This is a genomic window from Bradyrhizobium genomosp. III, assembly GCF_000261705.1.
Taxonomy (GTDB): domain Bacteria; phylum Pseudomonadota; class Alphaproteobacteria; order Rhizobiales; family Xanthobacteraceae; genus Bradyrhizobium; species Bradyrhizobium ottawaense.
Map to the genome: position 1 here is coordinate 1 of NZ_AJQF01000282.1, position 24,345 is coordinate 24,345.

General features: G+C 64.0%; 20 protein-coding genes and 1 tRNA gene. 8 read left to right on the top strand and 13 right to left on the bottom strand.

All coding sequences use genetic code 11. From position 1 onward, the window contains the following. Positions 1-124: 124 nt before the first annotated feature. Positions 125-1,246 (bottom strand): glutamate 5-kinase, encoded by a 1,122-nt coding sequence (proB, locus tag IC66_RS0123615; protein WP_028139195.1) that lies wholly within the window; start codon positions 1,244-1,246, stop codon positions 125-127. A gap of 189 nt (positions 1,247-1,435) precedes the next feature. Here proB and IC66_RS0123620 point away from each other — a divergent pair, with 189 nt between their 5' ends. After that, positions 1,436-2,404: a Bug family tripartite tricarboxylate transporter substrate binding protein gene (locus IC66_RS0123620; RefSeq protein ID WP_028139194.1), complete on the top strand. Its 969-nt coding sequence runs from the start codon at positions 1,436-1,438 to the stop codon at positions 2,402-2,404. Between the two features lie 28 nt (positions 2,405-2,432). Beyond that, positions 2,433-2,939: a hypothetical protein gene (locus tag IC66_RS0123625; RefSeq protein WP_038949252.1), complete on the top strand. Its 507-nt coding sequence runs from the start codon at positions 2,433-2,435 to the stop codon at positions 2,937-2,939. A 23-nt stretch (positions 2,940-2,962) separates the two neighbouring features. On the opposite strand, the gene IC66_RS0123630 is transcribed toward IC66_RS0123625, so the two are convergent. The 3 genes from IC66_RS0123630 to IC66_RS0123640 form a co-directional block, all read right to left on the bottom strand. Then, complete coding sequence (locus IC66_RS0123630; protein ID WP_038949253.1) at positions 2,963-4,597, bottom strand: alkaline phosphatase family protein; 1,635 nt, start codon at positions 4,595-4,597, stop codon at positions 2,963-2,965. A 224-nt stretch (positions 4,598-4,821) separates the two neighbouring features. Next, entirely contained in the window at positions 4,822-5,862 is a 1,041-nt protein-coding gene (gene obgE, locus IC66_RS0123635) for a GTPase ObgE (protein ID WP_038949254.1), read from the bottom strand. A gap of 85 nt (positions 5,863-5,947) precedes the next feature. After that, on the bottom strand, positions 5,948-6,430 hold the full coding sequence (locus tag IC66_RS0123640; protein ID WP_028139190.1) for a MaoC family dehydratase: 483 nt from the start codon (positions 6,428-6,430) through the stop codon (positions 5,948-5,950). A 208-nt stretch (positions 6,431-6,638) separates the two neighbouring features. Here IC66_RS0123640 and IC66_RS0123645 point away from each other — a divergent pair, with 208 nt between their 5' ends. Next, entirely contained in the window at positions 6,639-7,553 is a 915-nt protein-coding gene (locus IC66_RS0123645; RefSeq protein WP_038949255.1) for a DMT family transporter, read from the top strand. A 182-nt stretch (positions 7,554-7,735) separates the two neighbouring features. Here the strand turns inward: IC66_RS0123645 and IC66_RS0123650 are convergent, their stop codons facing one another. From IC66_RS0123650 to rplU, 3 genes are all read right to left on the bottom strand, one after another. Next, positions 7,736-8,329: a GNAT family N-acetyltransferase gene (locus IC66_RS0123650; RefSeq protein ID WP_038949256.1), complete on the bottom strand. Its 594-nt coding sequence runs from the start codon at positions 8,327-8,329 to the stop codon at positions 7,736-7,738. Between the two features lie 153 nt (positions 8,330-8,482). Next, positions 8,483-8,752: a 50S ribosomal protein L27 gene (gene rpmA, locus IC66_RS0123655; protein WP_008137923.1), complete on the bottom strand. Its 270-nt coding sequence runs from the start codon at positions 8,750-8,752 to the stop codon at positions 8,483-8,485. A 103-nt stretch (positions 8,753-8,855) separates the two neighbouring features. After that, positions 8,856-9,242, bottom strand: a complete 387-nt coding sequence (gene rplU, locus IC66_RS0123660) for a 50S ribosomal protein L21 (protein WP_028139187.1) — start codon at positions 9,240-9,242, stop codon at positions 8,856-8,858. A 332-nt stretch (positions 9,243-9,574) separates the two neighbouring features. Here rplU and IC66_RS0123665 point away from each other — a divergent pair, with 332 nt between their 5' ends. From IC66_RS0123665 to IC66_RS0123685, 4 genes are all read left to right on the top strand, one after another. After that, positions 9,575-10,723, top strand: a complete 1,149-nt coding sequence (locus tag IC66_RS0123665; protein ID WP_038949258.1) for an ROK family protein — start codon at positions 9,575-9,577, stop codon at positions 10,721-10,723. A 419-nt stretch (positions 10,724-11,142) separates the two neighbouring features. Continuing rightward, positions 11,143-11,232, top strand: a tRNA-Ser gene (locus tag IC66_RS0123670). Positions 11,233-11,680: 448 nt separating this feature from the next. After that, positions 11,681-13,624: an ATP-dependent nuclease gene (locus tag IC66_RS0123675; protein WP_038949259.1), complete on the top strand. Its 1,944-nt coding sequence runs from the start codon at positions 11,681-11,683 to the stop codon at positions 13,622-13,624. Between the two features lie 1,312 nt (positions 13,625-14,936). Beyond that, on the top strand, positions 14,937-16,166 hold the full coding sequence (locus IC66_RS0123685; RefSeq protein WP_157158079.1) for a hypothetical protein: 1,230 nt from the start codon (positions 14,937-14,939) through the stop codon (positions 16,164-16,166). Here the strand turns inward: IC66_RS0123685 and IC66_RS0123690 are convergent. The 6 genes from IC66_RS0123690 to IC66_RS43585 all read right to left on the bottom strand — a co-directional run bounded on the left by IC66_RS0123690 (position 16,138) and on the right by IC66_RS43585 (position 22,836). After that, positions 16,138-17,433 (bottom strand): tyrosine-type recombinase/integrase, encoded by a 1,296-nt coding sequence (locus IC66_RS0123690; protein WP_038949262.1) that lies wholly within the window; start codon positions 17,431-17,433, stop codon positions 16,138-16,140. The genes IC66_RS0123685 and IC66_RS0123690 overlap by 29 nt on opposite strands. Further along, positions 17,430-17,861, bottom strand: a complete 432-nt coding sequence (locus IC66_RS49240) for a helix-turn-helix domain-containing protein (protein WP_038949263.1) — start codon at positions 17,859-17,861, stop codon at positions 17,430-17,432. The genes IC66_RS0123690 and IC66_RS49240 overlap by 4 nt, the downstream gene beginning before the upstream one ends. Before the next feature lie 195 nt (positions 17,862-18,056). Further along, entirely contained in the window at positions 18,057-19,001 is a 945-nt protein-coding gene (locus IC66_RS0123700; RefSeq protein ID WP_038949264.1) for a hypothetical protein, read from the bottom strand. A gap of 53 nt (positions 19,002-19,054) precedes the next feature. Continuing rightward, a complete protein-coding gene (locus tag IC66_RS0123705; protein ID WP_049806607.1) occupies positions 19,055-21,031 on the bottom strand; it encodes an AAA family ATPase in 1,977 nt (658 codons plus the stop codon). 237 nt (positions 21,032-21,268) lie between these two features. Beyond that, entirely contained in the window at positions 21,269-21,868 is a 600-nt protein-coding gene (locus IC66_RS0123710) for a hypothetical protein (protein ID WP_038949266.1), read from the bottom strand. A gap of 335 nt (positions 21,869-22,203) precedes the next feature. Beyond that, positions 22,204-22,836: a helix-turn-helix domain-containing protein gene (locus IC66_RS43585; protein WP_349643739.1), complete on the bottom strand. Its 633-nt coding sequence runs from the start codon at positions 22,834-22,836 to the stop codon at positions 22,204-22,206. Here IC66_RS43585 and IC66_RS0123720 point away from each other — a divergent pair. After that, positions 22,797-24,281: a TM0106 family RecB-like putative nuclease gene (locus IC66_RS0123720; RefSeq protein ID WP_038949267.1), complete on the top strand. Its 1,485-nt coding sequence runs from the start codon at positions 22,797-22,799 to the stop codon at positions 24,279-24,281. The genes IC66_RS43585 and IC66_RS0123720 overlap by 40 nt on opposite strands. The last annotated feature ends 64 nt before the right edge of the window (positions 24,282-24,345 follow it).

The window sequence follows — 24,345 nt, forward strand, 5'->3', positions numbered from 1 at the left end:
ACACCCGTCAGTGATCTGTCCGGGCTAAACACTTGACCCGGCCATCCACGTCTTGCCCGGCCTTCGAAAGGACGTGGATGCCCGGGACAAGCCCGGGCATGACGGCTTGGGTGCTCTTCGGGCCTTACCCGCCCACCACCAGATCGTCGCGGTGGATCATCTCCGATCTTCCGCTGATACCGAGGATGGTCATCACGTCCGGGGAGGAGCGGCCCTTGATCCGCTCGGCGACCTCGGCGTCGTAGGCGATCAGGCCGCGGCCGACCTCGCTGGTGTCGGGGCCGCGCACGATCACGGCATCGCCGCGGGCGAACTGGCCCTCGACCTTGATCACGCCGGCCGGCAGGAGGCTGGCGCCGGCACGCAGCGCCGTCACCGCGCCGGCGTCGATGGTCAGCGTGCCCTTCGGCTCCAACGTGCCCGCGATCCAGCGCTTTCGCGAGGTGATGGGATTGGCCGGCGTCAGGAACCAGGTGCAGCGGCCGCCGTCGGCGATCGCCTGCAAGGGATGCTCGATCTTGCCGGAGGCGATCAGCATATGCGTGCCGCCGGTGGTCGCGATCTTGGCCGCCTCGACCTTGGTGCGCATGCCGCCGCGCGACAGCTCGGACTCGGCGTCTCCCGCCACGGCTTCGATCTCCGAGGAGATGCTCTCGACCACCGGAATGAGCTTTGCGTTCGGATTGTTCTTCGGTGGAGCGTCGTAGAGCCCGTCGATGTCGGACAGCAGCACGAGCAAGTCGGCGCTCGCCATGGTGGCGACGCGCGCGGCGAGGCGATCATTGTCGCCGTAGCGGATCTCGTTGGTGGCGACCGTGTCGTTCTCATTGATCACGGGGATCGCGCGCCACTCCAGCAGCTTGCCGATGGTGGAGCGTGCATTGAGATAGCGACGGCGCTCCTCGGTGTCCTGGAGCGTAACCAGGATCTGGCCGGCACCGATGTCGTGCGCCCCGAGCACCTCGGACCAGATCCGCGCCAGCGCGATCTGGCCGACGGCGGCGGCGGCCTGGCTCTCTTCCAGCTTGAGCGGGCCGCGCGGCAGCTTGAGGCGGCTGCGGCCGAGCGCGATCGAGCCGGAGGAGACGACGAGGACGTCGCGCCCCTCCCTGTGCAGCTTGGCCATGTCGTCGGCAAGCGCGGCGAGCCAGGATGCCCGCACCTCGCCCTTGTCGGAATCGACCAGCAGCGCGGAGCCGACCTTGACGACGATGCGGCGGAATTGACTGAGTTCGGGGCTGGCCATGGCGGTCGTCAAATTGCTCTGTCGTTGGTCCGGCGGAGCAAAAAGGGGCGGCGCCGATGCGGCTAGCTTTTGCAGCAGGACGGTGGCCGGCGCAAGGCAGCGGAGCCGGTAAATAGGCCTAACGGCGCCCTTGTCGGCCGAGGCCCGGGCAGTCTATGCCTCGAATAATCAATAACGAGGGAGGATGACGTGGACCGACGCAGCTTCATCGGCGGAGGCCTCTCGCTGCCCTTGCTGGGGCAGGCCAGTGGCGCACATGCTCAATCCGGACCGCTGACGCGCATCATCTTCCCGTTCGCGGCAGGCGGCAGCGGTGATGCCTTGTGTCGTCTCATAGCCGAGCAATTCGGCGCCCCGCTTGGGCGAACCATGATCGTCGAGAATCGTACCGGTGGTGACGGGTTGATCGGAATCAGGGCCGTGAAGGGCGCAAGCTCCGACGGCAATACAATCTTGGTGACGACGGGTCCGACCATGTACCTGCTGCCGATGGTGGAGAATCAACCGAGCTTCGACGCGGCCAGGGATTTCGTCCCCGTGTCGCAACTGGTTCGCTTCGAGTTTGCCGTCGTTGCAAGTCCCGCGATCGGGGTGGGTAGTTTCAGTGAACTCGTCACCTGGTTGAGGGCAAATGTCGCAAAGGCCGCCTATGGGACACCAGGCAGCGGCAACATCCCGCACTTCCTCGGATGGCGACTTGAACAGATGCTTGATCTTTCAATGACCCGGGCGCCCTATCGCGGGAGTGCGCTGGTCATGAATGATCTCATCGCCGGCCATCTGCCGTTCGGCATCACCACGGTATCCGATGCGATCGCGCAGCATCGTGCCAACGGCGTGAGGATCCTCGCGATTGCAAGCGCAGAGCGCTCGACGTTCGTCCCCGACGTGCCGACGCTGAAGGAAAGCGGCATCGATCTCGTTGCCGACGGCTGGTACGGCATGTGGCTCCCCGCCGGCAGCCCGCCGGATTTTGCCGAAAAGCTCAGCGCAGCCGCGGTCGCGATGCTGGCCAAGCCGGAGGTGAAGGAGAAGCTCACCGCGATCGGGTTGATTCCGGTCGGGAGCAATGCGGACGGGCTTTCGAAGGAGCTCGCCGCCAACACGGCGTTCTGGCAGCCGATCGTCAAGGCGACGGGATACAAGATCGAGAATTGAACCGTAATCGTGAAGTGGGTCTCCGCTAATGGAACAGCAGCTGCTTGGCGCCGCGCGGTTGTTTGCGAGTCACTATCAAATCGTCGTCTGCGACGATCCGCGCAGACCGCTTGGTGCTGATGAAAATTGGAATGACGAGAAGGCCAAACGGGGCTTTGCAGGCGCGCCCACGTTCCGCATGATCAATACCGAAGCTGATCTTAATGACCATTGGGTCGAGCTGGTCGCCGCTAGCCGGCCGCCCTCCTTCGATGAATGGCAGCGGATCACCTGCGTCCACTTCCGTTCCGAGAGCGGACGCGTTCACGTCATGTCGGTGATCGACAATGAGCCTGCATATTCCGCAGGCGTGGAGCCGGGCGATTATTCGATCTATGCGGCCGCGCAAAATCTCGGAATCGATCAATTGAGCCTCGGCGAGAGCACGAACCTCGCTGATGTCGAATTCGCCCAGCGAAAAGATGTCGAGTGGTATCGCCTCTTTCTGGTTCCGGGCAAACCGGAGTTCGAAGGACGACTCGTGGACCGCCCTTAAGACGTACCGAGCGATGATTTGGCTTACATCTTCGCGCGTTGCGCGATGCCGTCCTTGATCGCGTCGAGCTCTTTCTCATCCCAGATGCCGATCAGGAAGCCGCCTTTCACTTGGAGCTGGTTCTCGGCATAGGCTGCGATCTTCTCGCGCGGCGTGGTGATGTGGTCGTTCGGATGCAGCGCCCAGTCGAACAGCTCGGCTCGCAACCGCGCGATGATGCCGCCGCATTCGGGGTCGTCGCCGCGATCGACATATTCTTGCGGATCGGTTTCGAGGTCATACAGCATCGGGCGGAAGCCGGAGGCGTGAATGTATTTCCAGCGGCCGTCGAACACCATGAACAGGCGGCAGCGCTCGATCGGCTGGTTCAGCTTCAGCCGCACATCCTGCATGGCATAGTCGTATTCGGAGAAGGCGACCTTGCGCCAATCAGGCGGCGTCGATCCGCGCAGCAGCGGAAGCAGCGAGCGCCCTTCGAGGATGTGACCCGGCACCTTGCCGCCGAAATAGTCGACGAAGGTCGGCGCGAGGTCGATGCCTTCCACCAGCGCGTCGCTGCGCGTGCCGCGTGTGGCGTCGGCCTCTTTCGACGGGTCGATGATGATCAACGGAATCTTCGCCGACTGCTCGTGGAACAAATCCTTCTCGCCCATCCAGTGATCGCCGAGATAATCGCCGTGATCACTGGTGAACACGATCATGGTGGTGTCCAGCAGATCGCGTTCTTCCAGAAACTTCATCAGCACGCCCATCTGGTCGTCGATCTGGGTGATCAGGCCCATATAGGTCGGGATCACCTTCTCGCGGGCATCGTCGCGCGCCATGTTGCGGGAGTAGCGCATGTCCATATAGGCGCCGAACACCGGATGCGGATTCTGCCGCTCGCGCTCGGAGCGGATCACCGGGATCATGTCGTCGGTCGAATACATGCTGGCGTAGGGCTCCGGCGCGATATAGGGCCAGTGCGGCTTGATGTAGGACAGATGCAGGCACCACGGCCGGCCGTCGGTCTCGGCCTCGCCGATGAAATCCATCGCGCGCCGCGTCATGTAGGGCGTTTCGGAATGCTCATCCGGCACGCGCGCGGCCTTGTCGGCATGCACCAGCAGCCAGCCGTTCTGCAAGCTACCGTCCTCGGCCGCGCCCGAATTGGCCCAATGCTCCCAGGGATTGCTGGCTTCAAAACCTTGGCCGCGCAGATAATCGTCGTATTTCGGACGCGGCCTGCCGGTCGGATGCAGACCGTCGTCGCGCTCATACGGTTCAAAACCGCATTCGGCGACGTGCACGCCGATGACAGATTCCGGGGGAATGCCGAGCGCCTTCATGCCTTCGAGATCGGGCGCCATGTGGGTCTTGCCGACCAGCACGTTGCGCACGCCGATCTTCTTGAGGTGATCGCCGAGCGTGGGCTCGCCGACGCGCAGCGGCCAGCCGTTCCAGTGCGAGCCGTGCGAGCGCATGTAGCGGCCAGTGTAGAACGACATCCGCGACGGGCCGCAGATCGGCGATTGCACATAGGCCTTGCTGAACAGCACGCCGCGCTTGGCCATCGCGTCGATGTTCGGCGTCTTCAGCGTGGGATGGCCGGTGCAGCCGAGATAATCATAGCGAAGCTGGTCGCACATGATCCAGAGAACATTCTTCGCGCGCGCCATGCGTCATCCCTGCCGTTTCTTGATTGTTGATGCTGCGCTATCGCGCTAGCGAAGACAAGCCAGTGACGCGCGTGCCCGTAGTCTCACACTCCGCTGTCGTCCCTGCGAAAGCAGGGACCCATAACCATAGGGAGTGGTTTGGCGAAGATTCGTCGCTCGGTACTGCAACCATCCGCAGTCGAGAGATCACGCGGTATGGGTCCCTGCGTGCGCAGGGACGACAATCACGCCGACCACGGCTCCGCTTCGGCCGCGCTCTTGGCCTTGGCCGACACCGGGGCCTCGCCGATCACCTCGACCAGCGCACGCAGGGCTTCCTTGACGCCATCGCCGGTGACGCCGGAGAGCAGCAGCGGCGTCTTTTTCGCAGCCCGCTTCAGCCGGTCCCTCTGCTTCTTCAATTCGTCCGGCTCGACCGCGTCGATCTTGTTCAGCGCGACGATCTCGATCTTGTCGGTCAAGAGCCCGCCATAGGCGTCGAGTTCCTTGCGCACCGTCTTGTAGGCCTTGCCGGCGTGCTCGCAGGTCGCATCGATCAGATGCAGCAGCACGCGGCAGCGCTCGACATGGCCGAGGAAGCGGTCGCCGAGGCCGGTGCCTTCATGCGCGCCTTCGATCAGGCCGGGAATGTCCGCGAGCACGAATTCGCGGCCGTCGGCATTCACGACGCCGAGCTGCGGATGCAGCGTGGTGAAGGGATAGTCGGCGATCTTCGGCCGCGCCGCGCTGACCTTGGACAGGAAGGTCGACTTGCCGGCATTGGGCATGCCGACGAGACCGGCATCCGCGATCAGCTTCAGCCGCAGCCAGATCCAGCGCTCTTCGCCCACCTGGCCGGGATTGGCGTTGCGCGGCGCGCGGTTGGTCGAGGTCTTGAAATGCGCGTTGCCGAAGCCGCCATTGCCGCCCTCGGCCAGCACGAACTTTTCGCCGACCTTGGTGAAGTCGTGGATCAGCGTCTCTCGGTCCTCGTCGAAGATCTGCGTGCCCATCGGCACCTTCAGCACGATATTCTTGCCGTTGGCGCCGTGGCGGTCCGACCCTGAGCCGTTCTCGCCCTTCTGCGCCTTGAAGTGCTGCTGGTAGCGGTAGTCGATCAGCGTGTTGAGGCCATCGGCGACCTCGATGATGACGTTGCCGCCACGGCCGCCATTGCCACCGGAGGGACCGCCGAATTCGATGAACTTCTCGCGGCGGAACGCCACGCAGCCGTTCCCGCCGTCACCGGAGCGGATATAGACCTTTGCTTCGTCGAGGAATTTCATGGGCCATAGGTAGGCCAGCAGGTCTCCCGCGGCAACCCGGATAGACCCGCAAATCGGGCGAATTTCTCGCGATTTCGCCCCTTGCTTAACCAGTCGGCCGGCGCCGGATCAGGAATTTCTGCATCCCCTCCAGCACCAGCTCCTTGCGCTGGTTGAACACGGTGCTGCGAAGCGTCACCGCGCCGGTGGTGCGGCCCGGCATCAGCTCGGTGACCTCGAGCGCGGGGTAGATGGTGTCATCGGCAAACACGGGTTTGAGGAACCGGCTCGATTGCTCGAGGAAGCCGACCAGGGAGTCCTCGACCATGAACGGAAACAGGCCGGCGCCCGGCGCGGTGTGGATCAGCGTCTGGAAACCGTGGGCGAGCAGATGCGGCATGCCGCGGCTGCGGCAATATTCCACGTCATAGTGCACGGGATGGGTGTCGCCGCTCGCGGTCTGGAACGCGGCGAATATCGCCGGCGTCTGGGTCCGGCTCGGCAGCACGAAGCGTTCGCCGATGACGAAATCCTCAAACCAGCGTTGCGTGGGGATCATGCGATGCTGGGTCGGATCGAAGTCGGTCATGCCATGCTCTCTCATTCGGGACGCGCGTATCGCTACCGCGACGCGAAGAGTGCGACAATCCGTTCAATTCGGCGATACGGGCTTGTCCGGCGCGGCCACGTCATTAAAACGGCCGCAAGCGATACTACTAGCCGATTCCTGACGCTCTCTCCGCCGTCATTGCTCCGCTGCGCTCGCAATGACGAATCCCTCACTCAGACTCGCTGCAATGCCCCTGTTCAAGAACCTCTCCGCCTATGACGATCGCTCCGCGCGCCTCGCCGGCATTGGGCTGATGGTGCTGTCGATCTTCATGTTCTCGTTCGGCGACGCCATGGGCAAGTTCCTGGTCGGGACTTATTCGGTGGGGCAGCTCTTGTTCCTGCGCGCCTGCGCGGCGCTGCTGCTGCTCGCGCCGCTGATCTGGCGGCAGCGCCACGATTTCGTCCGCCTCGAGCGGCCGTGGCTCCAGCTGTTTCGCGTCGTGCTGTCGACGCTCGAGGTCGCCGCATTCTTCCTCGCGACCGTCTATCTGCCGCTCGCCGACGTCATCACCTATTATCTCGCCGGTCCCATCTTCGTCACCGCGATGTCGGCGATCTTCTTAGGAGAGAAGGTCGGCTGGCGGCGCTGGACCGCGATCCTGATCGGCTTTTGCGGCGTCCTGATCGCGCTGCGGCCGTCGGCGCAGACCGTCAGCCTGCCGGCGCTGGTCGCGCTCGGCGGCAGCCTGTCGTTTGCGACCTTGATGCTGATCACGCGCAGCCTGCGCAAGACGCCCGACATCGTGATGGCATCCTCGCAATTCGTCGGCACGTTTTCGCTGGGCGCGGTGCTGTCGGCGTTTCACTGGGTGCCGCCGACGCCGAGCAGCCTCGTGATCTTCGCGCTGGCCGGATGCGTCTCGGTCACCGCGCTGTTCTGCGTCAACCGCTCGCTCAAGCTGGCGCCGGCCAGCGTCGTGGTGCCCTATCAATATTCCATGATCGTCTGGGCCGTGATCTTCGGCTTCGTTGTGTTCGGCGACGTCCCGTCAATGGCCACGCTCATCGGCGCCGCGATCATCATCGGGGCGGGGTTCTATATTTATCTGCGCGAGCGCGATTTGGGGCGCGCAAGTGAAGAGATCAATCCGCCGGCGTAGCCCCACCCACGCTGTCGTCCCGGGGCGCGCGTAGCGCGAGCCCGGGACCCATACCCACAGGGAAGTGTTTTGCGAAGGCTCGGAGTGGGCGCTTCGCCCCGCACTGTTCCCTGTGTTATGGGTCCCCGCCTTCGCGTCGCCTTCGCGGGGACGACAGCGGTGATTGAGGACGCGCCCGCGCCCTACCTCACCCGTCTTGCACTGCTCCAGCTCTTCAGCGACGCCCACACGCCGCGCGAGAGGCGGAAGCAGTCGACCGGCGTCGAGGAGCCCAGCGCCAGGAAGCGATGTAGCTGCACGCCGCTCCACTGGAAGCCGCACTTCTCCAGCACGTTGCGCGAGGCCGGATTGGTGACGCGCGCGCCGGCATAGAGGTGCTCGTCCTCGAACTCCTCGAAGAAGAAGTCGATCGCGCCGCGGGCGGCCTCGGTGGCAAAGCCCTGGCCCCAGTGCTCGACGCCGAGCCAATAGCCGAGCTCGGCATTGCCGGGCGTGGAGCAGTCGATGCCGACCATGCCGACCGGCCCGGTGTCGTGCTCGATCAGGAACACGGTCTCGCTGCCGAGCGCGGCGGTGGCGCGAACGAAGGCGACGGCGTCGTCCTGCGAATAGGGATGCGGGAGGCGGCGGGTGTTTTCGGCGACACGGCGGTCGTTGGCGAGCCGGGCGATGGTCCTGACATCGGCGAGGGTCGGCCGCCGCAAGGTCAGCCGTTCGGTGGCGACGACACCAGGTCTCGCCTCAGCCAAGGTCGCGCTCGAGAAATCCTGCAACATGTCCGGCTCCGTGAAAGTCACTAAGTCAAAGTGAGCAAGTCAAAAGAAAAGGGGAGGCCGGTTTCCCGCCTCCCCCTTGGAGCCTTCGATCTCTTGCGATCTCTGGACTCCGCCGGTTTGGTAGGACCGGCGGACTCCAATTTGATCCACCGTCTATTCAGCCGCCTCTGCGAGCGGGAGCACCGATACGAAGGTGCGGCCGTTGGCTTTGGCCTGGAACGTGACGCGACCCTCGATCTTGGCGAACAGAGTGTGGTCCGTGCCCATGCCGACATTAAGGCCCGGGTGCCAGGTGGTGCCGCGCTGACGCGCAATGATGTTGCCGGGAATCACAACTTCCCCGCCGAACGCCTTGATGCCGAGGCGCTTACCCTTGGAATCGCGACCGTTGCGCGATGAACCGCCTGCTTTTTTGTGAGCCATGGCTCGTCTCCGAAATCCTGCGTATTTCTAGATCAATTCCTTGACGGAATCATTTCAAAATTTCTCACGCATCAATTCGTGAATTGGCGTGATCGATTTCGCGTTACTCGGCGGCTTCCGCTGCCGGCTCCTTCGCCACCTTCTCCCGCTTCGGACGCGGGCCCTTGGTGGGCTTGGCGCCATCGGTCAGGATCTCGGAGATGCGGAGCACCGTGATCTCGTCGCGATAGCCGCGCTTGCGGCGCGAATTCTTGCGGCGGCGCTTCTTGAACGCGATGACCTTGGGGCCGCGCTTGTGGTCGAGCACCTCGACCGCAACGGACGCGCCTGCGACCGTCGGAATACCCAGCACCGGCGTGTCGCCGCCGACCACCAGGACTTCATTCAGCTGAATGATCGAGCCGACTTCGCCTTCGATCTTGCCTACTTCGAGAACATCATCCGGCACGACGCGGTATTGCTTGCCGCCGGTTTTGATGACTGCGAACATCGTTTTTTCTCCGTGTTCAAATCCCGGCCTCGCGACGGATATCGTCCGGGCCGGCTTTTTGTCAGTCGCTAAGGGTTTATGCGAGTTTTGTGCGGGCGGGAGTTATCCCTTTGAAAACCCACGCAAAAACAAGCGGCGCGAGAAACGCCCCGCGCCGGTTGTGGGACTTATAGCCGCCGGCCGCGAAGAGTCAAGGAAAAGCGGGCGAAAAGCGCCCGGATTTGAAGGATTTGGCCCGGCCTGCGGCCTTCGGCCGAATCCCGACCGGCTTTGCAACAAAGCGGTTCCCTCGCAGTTAGTCCGCCGGAACAGGTAAGCGGGCAAGGGCTCTCATGGCAACAGACGAACTGGTCAAGACGACGGGCATCGCCCATCACGGCGCGGAGCGGCTGCCGTCGGTGGAGATCGACAGCTTCAACATCGAGATGAAGGACGAGGACGGCTTTCTCGGCGATCGCGCCAGCAAGGGCGCCTTCCGCGACATCCTCGACCGCTGGCGCAAGCCGCTGCGCAAGACCGGGGAGGACCCGTTCGGCAAGGAACCGTCGGAGGAGATCAGCAAGAAGACGCTGGATGCCATCCTGGTCGGCGACGACACCGAGGCCTCCGCGGTGGTGCACAGCGCGATCGAGGATTTCGCCCAGGAGCTCGCTTACGTCACCCGGCGTTTCCTCAAGACCAAGGCCTGGGCCAAGACCGAGCGCATCGTGGTCGGCGGCGGCTTCCGCGATTCCCGGCTCGGCGAGCTCGCGATCGCGCGCACCGAGATCATCCTCAAATCCGAGGACTTCAAGATCGACATGATGCCGATCCGCCATCACCCGGATGAAGCCGGCCTGATCGGCGCGCTGCATCTGGCGCCGTCCTGGATCTTCGAGGCCCATGACAGCATTTTGGCCGTCGACATCGGCGGCACCAATATCCGCTGTGGCCTGGTCGAAACCGCTTGGAAAAAAGCAAAAGACCTGTCGAAGGCCAAGGTCGTGAAATCCGAGCTGTGGCGTCACGCCGACGATGAGCCGACGCGCGAAGGCGCGGTCAAGCGGCTCACCAAGATGCTGAAGGGGCTGATCACGGAAGCCGAGAACGAAGGCTTCAAGCTCGCGCCTTTCATCGGCATCGCCTGTCCCGGCGTGATCAAGGACGACGGCTCGATCGAGAAGGGTGCGCAGAACCTGCCGGGCAATTGGGAGAGCAGCAAGTTCAACCTGCCGGCGAGCCTGATCGAGGGCATCCCCGAGATCGGCGAGCACGACACCGCGATCCTGATGCACAATGACGGCGTGGTTCAGGGCCTCTCCGAGGTGCCGTTCATGCAGGACGTCGAGCGCTGGGGAGTGCTCACCATCGGCACGGGCCTTGGCAATGCGCGCTTCACCAACCGCCGCAAGGACAGCGGAAAGGACCGGGACACTACGGAGAACGGCAAGAAAAAGGCCAAGGAAAACAACAAGGACAGCGCCAAAAGCGACAAGGAGTAACCTTGACTGGTTAGGTTAAGGACCGGATTGCGTTGCGGCGCCGGGGCCGCACGCTAGGGTCGAACGGTCGCCTCACCCTGGCCGGCGAAGCCGCCCTTCCCAGCCAGCATTTCAATGAGCGGCACGGGACCGCCAGTGTTTACCGCGTCTGGCGGTCCCACCCCGATTTTCCGATCGGTGATTCGAACCGCTCCAGCCCCCTTCAGTCCTTGCGCGCGCCACCTTCGGGGGAGCGGCATCTCTCGCAAACCCTTCAAACGGCCCCTGAAATCCCCCGCGAACGGCATCTTCGCCGTCACAAGGCCTCGCCACCTCCGAAAACCGGCCTGATTTTCGTCTCGCGCGCCTTGTCTGGCCCGCCATCCTCGCCTATTAACGCCCCCAACCACAGGGGCCCTGCTCCTACCATGGCGCCTTCAGGAGAGGTGGCAGAGTGGTTGAATGCACCGCACTCGAAATGCGGCATAGGTGCAAGCCTATCGGGGGTTCGAATCCCTCCCTCTCCGCCAGCCCACCGCGACGTTCGAAAAACCCTGTAAAACAAGGGGCGCCGAGAGCCCCCGGATTCGTTGGGGGAGAACCGCGGTGGAGAACCGCGGGCCGTTCGAATTCGGCCCAAAGTGCCACCATTCGCTAGATGGCGAAAGCCGGATCTTGGGGCCGAAATGCCGGCATTGATGCCACGACCATCCCTCTAGGCTGATCGGCTTCGCCGCGAGCCTGACTCGTTGGATCGCCGGTCTCTCGAAGCTGCATACGAGGGTGCGATCCCCTTTGGCCGCTCCATCCCAAAAAGTCCCGCTGCAACAGATGGTTCTGCGACTTCGAGCTGAAACTTCGTTATCCGCCGGGGGGTATAACTGACGTACAAATCATGCACAGATCAGTGGCAGAAGGTCACTAGCTTCATCTCGCTCGCTGTGGTTGTTTTCAGCACTATCGGGTGGGGGATTCGGCATGCGCATCCAATCGGTACGCATCAAAAATCTGCGCGCTTATCAGGATGAAACTGTCGAGTTCGATAGTTACACTTGCTTGGTCGGCGCAAACGGCGCCGGCAAGTCGACAGTCCTTTGCGCACTGAACATTTTCTTTCGGGAGATCGAGAACACATCAACCAACCTGAGCAACCTCGACAAGGAAGACTTCCACCGCGGTAATGTCGACGAGCCAATCGAAATCACGGTCACGTTCGCAGACCTTTCGCGGGAAGCGCAGGAAGCATTCGCAGATTACTACCGTCAGGGTGTGCTGATGGTCACCGCGCGGGCTGACTATGATCCTGCCAGCGGAGCCGCAACGGTCAAACAGTACGGCAACCGCCTGGCGATGGAGGAATTCGCGCCCTACTTCAAGCGGAACGGGGATGGGGCCAAAGCAGACGAGTTAAAAGCCGCTTACGCGGCGTTGAGGCAACAATTCACCGATCTGCCAGCAAGTGCCAAGACGAAGGGCGATATGGCCGACGCGCTCCGCGCGTACGAGGCAGAGCGGGTCGATCAATGCAAGCCGATCCCGAGCGAGGATCAGTTCTACGGCGCAACCCATGGCCAGGGTCGCCTCCGCGAGTTCGTCCAGTGGGTATACGTCCCTGCGGTGAAGGACGCGGCAGGCGAACAGGCAGAGGCAAAGAATACCGCCCTCGGACGACTGCTCGCCCGCACGGTTCGATCACAGGTCAGTTTCTCGGATCGATTGATCGAGCTTCGCGCTCAAGCCGAGGCCAATTACCGAGAGATGCTGGCTCTGCAGCAGGGAACACTCGACGACATCTCCCGCGACTTGCAGAACCGACTTGCGGAGTGGTCGCATCCCGAGGCCACCGCCAAGCTGCAATGGCATCAAGATCCGAAGTCATCCATTCGGATTGAAGAGCCTGTGGCCAGGCTGCTGGCAGGCGACGGAGAGTTCGAGGGTTCGATTGCGAGATTCGGCCACGGCATGCAGCGCTCGTACATCATCGCGCTGCTCCAAGGACTGTCTGTTGCGGACGCCGCCGGGCCCCGGCTGCTTCTCGGCATCGAAGAGCCGGAGCTATATCAGCATCCGCCACAAGCCCGACACCTGGCGTCAGTCCTTCAGGAGCTGAGTAGGAACGGCGCGCAGGTCATTGCATCGACTCATAGTCCCTATTTCGTGGACGGCACGACCTTCGAGCGAGTCCGTCTAGTTCGCAAACGTCGGAACGAGGGGCGGGCCACGGTGCATTCCTGTTCGGTCGACAGGCTAGGACAGCGATATGCAGCCGTGACCGGCGACCGCCCGACCGCTCAAGAAGGGGTGTTAGCCAAGCTCCATCAAGTCATGCAACCGCACCTTAGTGAGATGTTTTTCACTCCCAAACTCATCCTCGTCGAGGGTCTTGAAGACGCCGCGTATATCAATGCTTGGATGGTACTGTCGGAACGTTGGGAAAGCTTCCGCGCAAGAGGTGCTCATATCGTTGCGGTGAATGGCAAGAGCGAACTTATCCGGCCGTTGATCATCGCCCAACAACTGCAGATTCCGACTTTTGTGATCTTCGATTGTGATGGAGACAAGCTCACACACAACAATCCAGATCAGCAGCGATCAATAGAAGCAAGCCATCGGCGTGACAACAGTGCGCTCTTTCATTTGGCTGGCATGCAACAGCAGGATCCCTTTCCCACTGATGCAGTTTGGTCCGAGAGCCTAGTCGCCTGGCCGCATGACCTTGGAAAATGTGTGGAGGTTGATGCTGGAGCGCACTGGCAACCTGCTGGCTCGCGCGCGTCTGCCAATTACGGGAATGTTTCCGGCCTCAAGAAGAACACGCTCCATATCGGTGCAAGGCTCAAGGAATTGCAGAACCTGCGCGCGAATACGGCCACTCTCGACCGACTCTGCGAGACGATCCTCACCTTTGCTAACCGAGCATAGTCAAAGAGGGTAAGGTTCGCGAATGCGTCCGCACCTTGGTCACGACTGGCTGCAGGCCGGTCGTACCTCCGTCACATCTGCGACGAGGACTTGGCACTTCTGATTGCAATTCCGCAAGCCGATTTTGGATCAATCGAGGAGGATGGAGCAACCTCTGCGGGATCCTTGGCAAGTTTGTCTCCCACCACTTCGTTTTCACCGCATTTCCGACCATCGTCCACGAGGGAACGTTCCTTTTCCTCTCTTCAGTGCCCACCCTGCAATGGGCAGTCCGGAGCGGCGCGGATGTCGCCACCAATTGAGGAGTAGACAGTATGCGAGGCATCAGAGCCATCTCGGTCGATCCTGCCGCGCGGTCGATCACCGCAATCGAGACCAGCCGCGAGGTGCGATTGCTGCGCGACTTCTTCAGGCAGAAGCCGAAGCTGGCGGCTAGGCTGCCGAAGGGTGACTCGCTGCTTATCACAGCCATGGAGTATGGGGAGGCCTTCACCGTCGGCGGAACGCGCCCCTCTCATCGGTCCCGGCGTGATCGTCGGATGTCGGGCCAAGCGGGGCCACCGCTCGTCCGTCCGCATCGCCATCGATGACGTCGTCACGATGGTTCGTGGACCTCGGTCGAGATGCCCCCGCGGCCAGTGCTTCCCCCGCCGCCCGCAAACGTGGCGCGCCATCGTCATCGACGCGAAGCTGGGCCTCATCTAGCAGGAAGCTGGGCCTCATCTAGGAGAAGGTCATCGCCGCCCGCATGCCGGCGGCAGAGCGCCTGCTTGGCCGTCCGAAGACTGGTATATCAGGACTGCCGACGGGTGACTACCTGCTGTTGGTAAAGCCCGATCGGGACTACCACTGGCGGTCGAGGTAGGCCTATGACAACCTCTTTGGCCGATGTGTGATCGTGGGCTTCGATCCGAAGACAGACTACTTCGCGGACGTGGCGGTCGGCCGGCTCGAACCTTCAACGTTCATCGGGAGCGCGGCGCCGCCTGGAAGCTGTCGGGGTATGCCGCAGCACGCGATCACGGCGGCGAGCGATCGGACCGTAGGGCAAGCGAACGTGTGATTTCTCACAGGAACGAGTGCTCGGCCGACACAACCTTAGACCGTGTGGGAAAAGTGCGGGAAATTAATTCCCGTTCGGTGAATTTGTTTGCCGTTCGTTCCGCTACGGAAATCGACGGTTCAGGTCGAGGAAGTCCATATTTGGCGGGCATTAAGCCGATTTTTGTCCTCTTTGGGCAAAAGCGGTTTTGGAGACCGACGCTCTAATACCGGTTGCGTTCGACGCCGATGCCATCGGCGTCGAGCCCCCTTGCTCGGCCTCTGCGGGAAAAAAACGGGAAATTCCGTCCCGGCAAGCGCCGCGTTCAGCGAACGCCAACCTTTGCCGGTGCACGTTCGGCGGGAATTTCAGGGGCGCGCGGGCATGCCGGAGCAGGCTAGGCGAAGAGGAAACACGAGCGGTCGGCGCGGACCCAAGCCGTCGGGACTGCCGAAGCCGACGGTCAAGGCGGTGCGAGCGCTCGGCGACGCCCTGCTGCGCGAACGCGGTTCGCTCGAGGCGGTATCCGACGGGGAGATCGTCGAGGCCTTCCTGAACAAACCAGCGACCCGGCGGATGGTCCGGCTTTGGCGCAAGGATCGCGAGTCCTTCCTTGCGGCCGTCCCCGACGAGGTCCACCGGATGGCGCGCGACCTCTGGTTCGCGATGACAGAGGGGCGCCCACCCCCGGTCGCTGCGCCGCCCGTGCCGGCGCCCGACAGATCCTTCGCGGTCGCGCCGGCCGCCCCCCTGCCGCCCGGCCGGGATTTCCTCACGGGTCACGCCTCCCGCCGCGAAGCGAGGAAGGAAGCTCAGGCCGTGAATGCGCGGCCGGCGGCGTTCCGCCCGTCCGCGCCCAAGCCACGACGGAAGCCGAAGGGGGCCTGGGCGAATCCGCAGACGCCTGCCCGGCGCGAGCGCGCGTCGGAGAAACTGGAGCGGATAGAGCAGGAGGAGAAGCGGCGTCGGATCACCTTGGTGACCCCGGCGGATTGGCAACACGCCGCCGAGCCGAAGGCCGCGAGGCTCACCGCGTTGCTGCTACGCGAGCGCAATTGCGCCCTCCGGCCCTACGAGATAGCCGCGCACCTGAAGTCAAAAATCGGCTGGGAGGCCCGGGTTCCGTCCCGCAGGGTCGCCGAGGCCCTGGTTGGATCCAGCATGGGACGTGTCGAAGGCTCGTTCGGGCTGATCTGGTTTCTGGGCGAGCGCCCGCCCCGGCTTCGGACGCGACAGCGCGCCCACGAGCCGGTCGACACGGCGTGGGGGAGGCACAGGCGGCTTGCGCGGCTCGTCTTTGCGGACGTGGAGGAGATCGTGAGGAGCGCGCGCCGGGCGCTTGCGCTCGAGACGATCGAGAAGAAGATCGGGGCGGAGCGCCTCGCCGACTTCGCCCCGGACTGGCTCGAACGAAAAATGGACAAGGTTGCGCGCGACCCCGGTTCGAACATCCGGCGCACCGCGGGCGGGTTCATCTGGACCCCGAAGCTGCCCCGCTGACGGATGGGGCGCGGTTGGCCGCGGCCCGGCTCGCCCGCCGCTCCGCCTCGAACCGCAGCAGCGAGGCGTGGATGGGATCGACCGCGACGACGTTGCTCCCCGCGAGGGCCTCCTCAAGCTCGCGCTGGGCACGCGCGGCACGCGCACTCGCGCGCAGAAGCGCCGGGACGATGTCCTTCTGCTCAAGGCCCAGATAGTTCATGGTCGTTTTCCGGTCGCGATGACCCAGAAAGAGCTGCGCCTCGTCGATCCCGGATTCCTCGAAGACACGCCGGGCGGCTGTCCGCCTGACGTCGTGAAGAATGAGGTCCTGATCTATTCCGGCATCATTCCGTGCCTTCGCGAACTTGCGCTGGAGCTGTGGGTATTTCGCCTCGTAGCGCTCGCCCGCGGCGACGCGCACCGTGCCCTTCCAGTACGCGCGCTTGCACACGAAGGTGAAGATCAGGTCGGGATGCAGATGCTTGCGGCGGTCGAGGATCTCGAGTGCCTTGGGCGTCAGGCGGACCGTATGGAGGGAGTCGTCCAGGCCCTCGTCCTTGACGGCGAGCGTGATGGTCTTTTCGAAGACGGCGACGTCGTCCCACCTCGCCCCGCACAGGCAGTCGGCACGGAAACCGGTCTCGAGGTCGAACTCGAGGATGTCACGCAGATCCTGCTCGCTTGCGGCCATCAGATCGCGCTGCTCCATGGCGGAGAGGCGGCGCTTGCGGTGAGTCACCTTCTCCATCAACCCGATCTGCCCTGGATCGGGCTTGTTCGGGAAAGACGTGCGGAGATGGATCTCACCGTTCGTCTGGATCCGCAGCAGGATGTCCAGATACTTGTTGATGGACTTCGGCTTGTACCTGCCGTTCTTCAGCTGCCTGCCGCTGCCGCTCTCCCGCTTGGGCTGCACGGCGCGCAGCCGGCGGCGGATGCTCTTGTAGAAGGCGGCATCCATCTCGGAAAGCATGACGTTCGGTCCGGCCAACCGGACGGCCCTAGCGATCAGCCCGTCGGTAGCGTCCGCATCTCTCTTTCCCTCGCCCTCCTCCTCCCAGTAGACCTGAGCGGCCTCGTTCAGGGACATGTCGGCGACGGCCCTCGCCGGCGCGGCCGCGAGCCTTCTAAGCTCTTCGCGCTTCGCCTGCAGCCGGCGTACCGCCTCGTCGAAATCGTCCGTTTCGAGGCTGTCGCGGCATCTGATGCCCGCAACCATGATGTCCGCGCTGTAATTGCGCTGACCCGGCCGACGGCGAAGCCCGGGAACCTTCTTGCGCTTCAAGCTCTCTTCCTCCTTCCCGACGCCCTGCGGGCCGTATGACGCAGCAGAAAACCGATCCGGCCTTGCCGCTTCTTCTGGCCGCACCGGACGGGGGCGCCGAGGGTATCTAAAGACCTCTCGACCATCGGGGCGTAGAACGCCTCGATGTCGGAAAGTGCGAACTCCCTACGGATGCGCCACCGCCCGGTTCCAACGATCCGGGAACCGATCCTACCCTGCCGGACGTGCTTTCGCAATGTTTTCTGGTCCAATTTCAACAGCTTAGCCGCAGCAGCGAATCCGATGGTGTGCGCGGTTCCGAACGCCGCGAGCAGGCGCGCGCGAAGGTGGAGGTCGAATCCTTGGACGTTGTCGGGCGGCGGGCCGGCCGGCCTAGCCGCCGTCAAGGATTCGATATCTTCTCCCTCACCGGACCCGGTTGCCCGCATTTCGATGCCTCCCTGGATCGCACCGGATCCGGTCTCTAAGGGCTCGACCTCGAGGCTTCGATTTCAATGCCTCGGTTCTCGACGGATCCGGTATCGAAAATCGCAAACCTTCGCATCGGGTCGTTAGATCGAATCCTTGAAAACGATGTCCTCGTCTGCGGTTCTTCCTGCAGGCGGTCCCCGCCGCAGTGGCACCTACGCCAGCCAGACGGCCTGCGCAGGGTCGCGAGCCGCCCATCTACCCGCGCTGTGGGCTCCGGCCAGCACCTTGGCCGCGATCGAGACGCTCGGAAACGAAATCGCAACGGTGAGCCTGCGCCGGTCGACCACGCCGGGGATCGGAGCCAGCACGCCGGCCGCGAACAACTCATCCCGGCGACTGCGGGTCAGCGCGGGAGCGCTGTCGTTGATCGCCAGCCTGACCTCCGATCCGGCGCTCACGACAAAACGTCCGGCCGCCCAATAGCCGCGGGCGAACAAACCCCCGTAGCGCAATTCGAACTCCTGGCTGCCCAAAGGGACGGTGCTGACCCCGATGGTCATCGGTTCGCAATCCACCGGATCGGTCGGCTCGTCCGTCGGGATCTCGGCAGACGGCGGTGTACCGGCTGGCGCCGCCGTCTCGGCCTCCCCCGTTGGATGGAAGATTCGGCAGCCCACATCGTGCAGCAATCGGAGAGCATCGGCAGCGATGCGGTCGTGCGTGGCCCTTTCCGCGTCCGTGACATCGGGCTCGGGCGGATTCGCTCCCTTCCAGACCTTGACCACTCCGGCTTCGAGGGCGAGACGGGTCAACCGGAACTGCAGATCGACCGCCAAGAGCTTGTCGCAGCCGCACACGACGAAGCATTCGCGGGCGAATGCCTTTCCGGGGTCGGCCGCGTGTTCAGAAAGGCGGCGGCTGGGACGCCTGCTCTCGCCGAGGTACGCCGTCTCGCCGTCGGTGAGGACGTATGCGCCGCATGTGCTCAGCAGGCCGGCGGCCCCGACCGTCGGGAGATCGGACATCGGGAACGCATGCACAACGAGTCGGGTGGCGCGGTCGCTGATCCGGCGGTAGCCCCGGACGCCGCCAAACGGACGATGGATCACCGCGGACGATGGGCAGTCGGTCGAAGGATTCGAGTCGCTCGTGGGCATGTGCGCTCCATCTGATTGAGAACGGACGTAGGGTCTCCACCGGAGTCGGGCGCTTAGTCTCGCCGGTCGGGCGGCACCGATCGCAGACGCCTGCGCGCGCGGGGCGTGTCGGGCGCGGGCGGATGACGCGCGAATATCGCTCGCGCATCGTCGCCGGTCAGATGCCGCCGCTCAACCAGGGCGGCCGCGATGGCCTCGAGCGCCGACCTGTGACGGCAGACGATCTCAACGGCGCGCCCGTGCAGCCGCGCCAGATCACCGTCGACGGCCGCGCGCAACTCCGGGTCGGCCCGAAGCAAATCGATTGACGCATCCGGGTCCCCGAGATAAGCGAGGCCCCCGCCCAGGCCCAACGAGATCCGCAACGCCGCGACGGCGGCCGTCGCGGCGGCGAGGTCGCTTGACAAATCCCCACCGGCGTTGGCGGCGCAGTCCCCCGCGTAGATCGCCACCTCCGCCGCCCGGCCGCCGAGCTGGTGGATCGTCCGGTTCTCGATCGTCGTACGGGTCTCGAGCCCCTTGTGCCGGCGCATGAGGGTGCGGCCGAATGCGCCCGCGTTGCCGAGGACGTCGACGGCCACGACCTCGTCGACGCCGAGCGCGAGCGCCGTGACGACGTGGCCGGACTCGTGGTGCGCGATCCGCCGGAGGGTCGCCTCGTCGACGTCGGGGCGGGGCGCCAGCGCCTCCACAAGATCGTCTAACCGGAGCGCACGGTTGGCGCCGCGCGCCGCGCGCCTTGCCGAAGAGACCGCGGCGGCGATCTCGGCCGGCGAGCGGCCGACGCCGAGCTGACCGATCGCCGTCAGATCGACTTCCGGCAAATCGGCCCCGAGATGGTGGCGTGCGATCGAGACGATGCCGTCCGGGCCGGGCGGCCGGAAATGGATGACGCGGTCGAGCCGGCCCGGACGCAGCAGCGCGGGGTCAACGCGATGCGGATGGTTGGAAGCGGCCCAGACGAACACGGCCCGGCGCCGGCCCACGGTCGCGGAATCCAGCTGCAGAAGGAATTCGGCTATCACCGGGGTCCACCAGCTGGCCGAATTAGATTTCGAGTTGTCGTTAGTGAGGCTTTCTCTTGAAGGCAGTGCGTCCAGCTCGTCCCACAGGATAGCGCACGGCGCGCTTGCTTCGGCTTTTGCGAAAACCTCACGCACTCCCTTGATGACAGAATCCAAATATCCCGCAGACGTTGCGAAAATGCCGGAGATAGAGGCCGAAATCAGGGGCACGCCGAGGTGGTTTGCAACGATGCGAGCGAAGTATGTCTTGCCGAGTCCGGGCGGGCCTCCGAACAGCGCGTTGGTTCCGGCGCCCGTCTCGCTCCATATAATGCTGTTTTTCCGAAATCGACGACCGAGCGCCAGCCCCCATTCACGAGCCTCTCCGTATTCGACGGCATCGACGAGGTTGGGCAGCCGGTCCTCGCGCGGAGCTGCAAGCCGGTGCGCCGTGCGCCGCAGCCGCTCGGCGATCTGCATTGGGCCGGAGCCCGCGCGAAAGCCTGAAACCAGATCGTCGAAATCGAGCACACCCCAGCCTTCGATGGGCCCGTAAGGCGCGTCGGATTTCGTAAAGCGCGCAATCGCCGCGCCCAGGACTGCCGCGTCGGACCCGATCTCGACCGTCAGATCGGCGGCGGCGGCGAGCGAGCGCGGCAGGATGGAGGTCAGCGGCGCAATACCGACGACAAGCGCGCCTTTGGCGAGTTGGCGCGCCACCTCGCTGTTACCCGAGTCCGGCTTGTGGACCGTCCTGTTCGAACCGTCGCGGGCGACGATAATCGCGCGGTCGTTCAGGCGCCGGACCGCGCCTTCGATCGGCGCGACCCATGAAGCACCCGGCACGCGCACCACGATGGCGATAGCCTCGTCGCCCGTCAGCCGCGTCCGGACGGCAGGGGTGAGGGCAGCTTCGATGGCCGCGTCCGCGAGACAGCGCGCGGCATCCGGCCGGGTCGACCGCGAGCCGGTGTCAAACGGCTCTCCAGACTGTGGGAGACCGTCGTCGTGTTCTGTGTCGGTCATGGGTATTCTCCTTGGCGGTAGCGGCCTGCGGCAAGTCCCGCATCGGTGGGTCGGGATCGCGGTTCGGAAAGAGTGAGCGGAGCACCGACCGGGCCGTCGACATCCGCGGACGCCGCGGAAGACCGGCGGACCCGCGCTGCAAAAAGCCGATGCGGAGGGCGCCCGCTCCGTCCTGGGGGCCGGGCGGACGGGGGGTTACTCGACCGATCGGTCATCAGGCGCTCTGTCGGAGCGCAGCTACGAGCCGAACACCAGCGTCCGGGGACCGAGGGCCGCGGACTCGATGTCCAGCCGCAGCAAGTTCTCGCAGGCCAGCGCGCAGACTGTGGCCAGGAGATCGCGTCCCGGGCGTGCGCGACGCTCCAATTCGCAGATCCGCTGCGGCCCATGCTCGTCCAGCGCCATGCCGATCTTCAACCTGTCCATCAGCGTCACCTGGCGGCCTGCATGGGTCCAGACCGCGCGCGCGTTGGAGAACAGCGGTTCGCGGCGCACGTCGGCCGCGCCGCGCTCCAGCATCACCAGCCCGTGGCATCCGAGGACGTGCGCAAGGCAAGCATCCTCCTCGGGGCTGCGCTGCGGCCGGTCGCCGATCCGCAAGAGAAAGCGACCATCGTCCATGTGCAGCACCACGCCAGCGAGCGAAACCGGTGGGCACTCGACCTGCGGACCTGTCCTATAGTCGATCGTCCGGACGGAAGGCGTCAAGGACGCCTGCATCAGGGCGTCCAAATGGAGCGCGTCGTGCACCGGTATCGCCACGTTGCATTTGGCGCTGGTGAAGAACGAAGGTCGCGCCACCGAATGGCGGTCCTTCGGAAAGGTAGCGATGCGCATGCTCAGCTCTCCGTAATGTGCATGTTTATGACGAGGTTGCCGAACGATCTTTCTCTTGTGGGCTGGCATGCATGCCGCCCCTCGCCGACTCGAGGTCGCGGCGAAGGGTGGATGCAGCCGGTGTTTGCCGCTGTCGCGTCAGGAATTTTCGAAACGGTGTTCGGAGGAAGGTGAGCGTTTGGAACGCTCGGCGGTCGGGGCGATTGGGCTCGCGCTTCGTTCTTTGTCCTATTTAGCGTACAAAAAAAATGCGCCGAAGCTGTGGCCAGCGCAATGTATCCTGACGGATCGGAAGTTGGCCGGGTCGGTGCGGGCGATATCTTTCGATAGGGGGCTTAAGAGTCGGTGCCGAGCAGGTCGGCGGGTTCGACGCCGAGCGCCTTCGCGATCCGGGAGAGGGATTCCAAGGTCGGGTTGGCCACGCTTCTCTCGATGTCGCTCACCAAAGCCCGCCGTACCCCGGCCGCTTCGGCCAACTCGGTCTGGCTCATCGTAAGCGACCGTCTCAGATCCTTGACCTTGCGGCCGAGCGCGGCCTTCGTCCGCCTCTCCGCTTTGGCAAAGGACTCGGATCTACCCACTCGCCTGCTCCGCCGGTCCTTCGTCCATGAGGGGATGACCGTGATCGCAAGAGCAGTGCCACAAAACGGTCGGACACTCCACGGGCAATCGCCGACTTCCGCCAAGGATTCGTCTGGACCTCGATGGCCGCTCGCCCCGCGGAAGGACGGCGACGGAAGTCGCGCATGGACCGAGGACATGCGGCGCAGAACCCTAGATGGCGGGATCATGAGCGCGGCAAGCGGCGATGCGATGCCGATGGCCTCTTCAGCGTCCTCCAAGCGGACGCGGGTAAGGGCCATCTTGCGATCCGTTGCCGCCCGGCGATCCGCTGCGGCAAGCTGCTCGTACCGGCTGTGGAGCGAGCATGAAGGTAACAGCGTCCATCCTCTACGATCTCGCCGCATGCCCGCGGCGCGTCGCGCTCGACGCCTTCGGCGACGTCGCGAGGCGAGACGAGACGAACGTCTTCGTCAGGCTGCTGTGGGAACGCGGCGCGCGGTTCGAGAGGGAGACCGTCGCCGCGCCGGGAGATCCGTTCGTGGACCTGTCGAATACCGCCGAGATCGACAGGCAACGGCTCACGTTGGAGGCCATGGCGCAGGGCGCTCCGCTGATCTACGGCGGCCGGATAAGCGCGGCAGATCTGCTGGGCATGCCCGACCTGCTACGCAAGGAGCCTGGCGGTTATGTGCCGGGAGACATCAAATCCGGCCGCGGCAAGGAGGGTGGAGGCGAGGGTCGAGACGGCAAGCCGAAGCTCAGCTATGCCGTCCAACTAGCCTGCTACGTCGACATTCTCGAGCGTCTCGGTCGGTCGGCCGGACGGCGCGCCTTCGTGTTGGACGTTCGGGGCGACCGGGTCGAGTACGATTTCACCAGCCATGCGGCGGGCAGAGATCTTTGGGGCGACTACTTGAAAACGCTCGCCGCGGCCCGCTCGATACTTGCCCGCCGGACCGTCCCGCTGCCTGCCTATGGGGGTGTGTGCAAGCTTTGCCATTGGCATTCGTGCTGTCTCGACGAGCTCACCGACGCGGACGATTTGACGCTGATCGCTGACCTTCGGCGATCGGACCGCGACGCTATGCACGAGCGTATCCCATCCATAGCAGCCTTCGCGGCCATCGATCCCGACTGCTTCACCAGAGGCAAGAAGTCGGTTTTCCGAGGCATCGGGGCCGAGCGCTTCCGCGCGTTGCAAGCTCGGGCCGCGCTGCTCAAGAAGCGTGAGCCGAAGCCCTATCTTAAGACCCCCATAAGGCTCGATGCCGCCGCGTTGGAGCTGTTCTTTGATGTCGAGGTCGATCCGCTGCGGAATGTGTGCTACCTCCACGGCGTCGTCGAAAGACGGAATGGAGACAGCACTACCGAGCGCTACGTCTCGTTCTTTGCGGAGGACACGTCGTCCTTGGCGGAGCGCGATGCCTTTGCGGCGGCTCTCGATTATTTCGCGCAGCGAGACGCAGCTACAGTCTATTACTATTCGAAGTACGAACGCACCGCTTACCGGAATCTTCAGCGGAAATATCCGGAGATCTGCTCGTCGGAAGACGTGGATCGATTGTTCAGCCCCGCACGCGCAACGGATCTGTACGGAGACGTAGTCCTGAAGGCCACTGAATGGCCGACCAGAGACCGTTCCATCAAGACGCTGGCCCGATATCTAGGATTCACCTGGCGCGACCCGAACCCATCCGGCGCGGCCTCGATTGAGTGGTACGATCGGTGGTGTACCCACCGGACTTCCGAGCTCAAGCACAGAATCCTCGCGTACAATGAGGATGATTGCCGCGCGACTCGCGTGCTGCTGGACGCGATCAGAGCTCTTGCTGTGGGCCAGGAAATGTAGAGCTTCGATTGGCCGCGCTGACCACCCATGGCATCGAAGGCTGTCGAGGTCCGTTTTAGCTCCT

Bases quoted from the DNA above. Each gene is read 5' to 3' on its own strand.
- IC66_RS0123705 (WP_049806607.1), bottom strand. From the start codon at position 21,031: ATGACCGACACAGAACACGACGACGGTCTCCCACAGTCTGGAGAGCCG.
- IC66_RS43585 (WP_349643739.1), bottom strand. From the start codon at position 22,836: ATGCGGCGAGATCGTAGAGGATGGACGCTGTTACCTTCATGCTCGCTC.
- IC66_RS0123650 (WP_038949256.1), bottom strand. From the start codon at position 8,329: ATGTTGCAGGATTTCTCGAGCGCGACCTTGGCTGAGGCGAGACCTGGT.
- rpmA (WP_008137923.1), bottom strand. From the start codon at position 8,752: ATGGCTCACAAAAAAGCAGGCGGTTCATCGCGCAACGGTCGCGATTCC.
- IC66_RS0123640 (WP_028139190.1), bottom strand. From the start codon at position 6,430: ATGACCGACTTCGATCCGACCCAGCATCGCATGATCCCCACGCAACGC.
- rplU (WP_028139187.1), bottom strand. From the start codon at position 9,242: ATGTTCGCAGTCATCAAAACCGGCGGCAAGCAATACCGCGTCGTGCCG.
- IC66_RS0123675 (WP_038949259.1), top strand. From the start codon at position 11,681: ATGCGCATCCAATCGGTACGCATCAAAAATCTGCGCGCTTATCAGGAT.
- IC66_RS0123625 (WP_038949252.1), top strand. From the start codon at position 2,433: ATGGAACAGCAGCTGCTTGGCGCCGCGCGGTTGTTTGCGAGTCACTAT.
- IC66_RS49240 (WP_038949263.1), bottom strand. From the start codon at position 17,861: ATGCGGGCAACCGGGTCCGGTGAGGGAGAAGATATCGAATCCTTGACG.
- IC66_RS0123710 (WP_038949266.1), bottom strand. From the start codon at position 21,868: ATGCGCATCGCTACCTTTCCGAAGGACCGCCATTCGGTGGCGCGACCT.
- IC66_RS0123720 (WP_038949267.1), top strand. From the start codon at position 22,797: ATGAAGGTAACAGCGTCCATCCTCTACGATCTCGCCGCATGCCCGCGG.
- IC66_RS0123630 (WP_038949253.1), bottom strand. From the start codon at position 4,597: ATGGCGCGCGCGAAGAATGTTCTCTGGATCATGTGCGACCAGCTTCGC.
- IC66_RS0123700 (WP_038949264.1), bottom strand. From the start codon at position 19,001: ATGCCCACGAGCGACTCGAATCCTTCGACCGACTGCCCATCGTCCGCG.
- proB (WP_028139195.1), bottom strand. From the start codon at position 1,246: ATGGCCAGCCCCGAACTCAGTCAATTCCGCCGCATCGTCGTCAAGGTC.
- IC66_RS0123645 (WP_038949255.1), top strand. From the start codon at position 6,639: ATGCCCCTGTTCAAGAACCTCTCCGCCTATGACGATCGCTCCGCGCGC.
- obgE (WP_038949254.1), bottom strand. From the start codon at position 5,862: ATGAAATTCCTCGACGAAGCAAAGGTCTATATCCGCTCCGGTGACGGC.
- IC66_RS0123665 (WP_038949258.1), top strand. From the start codon at position 9,575: ATGGCAACAGACGAACTGGTCAAGACGACGGGCATCGCCCATCACGGC.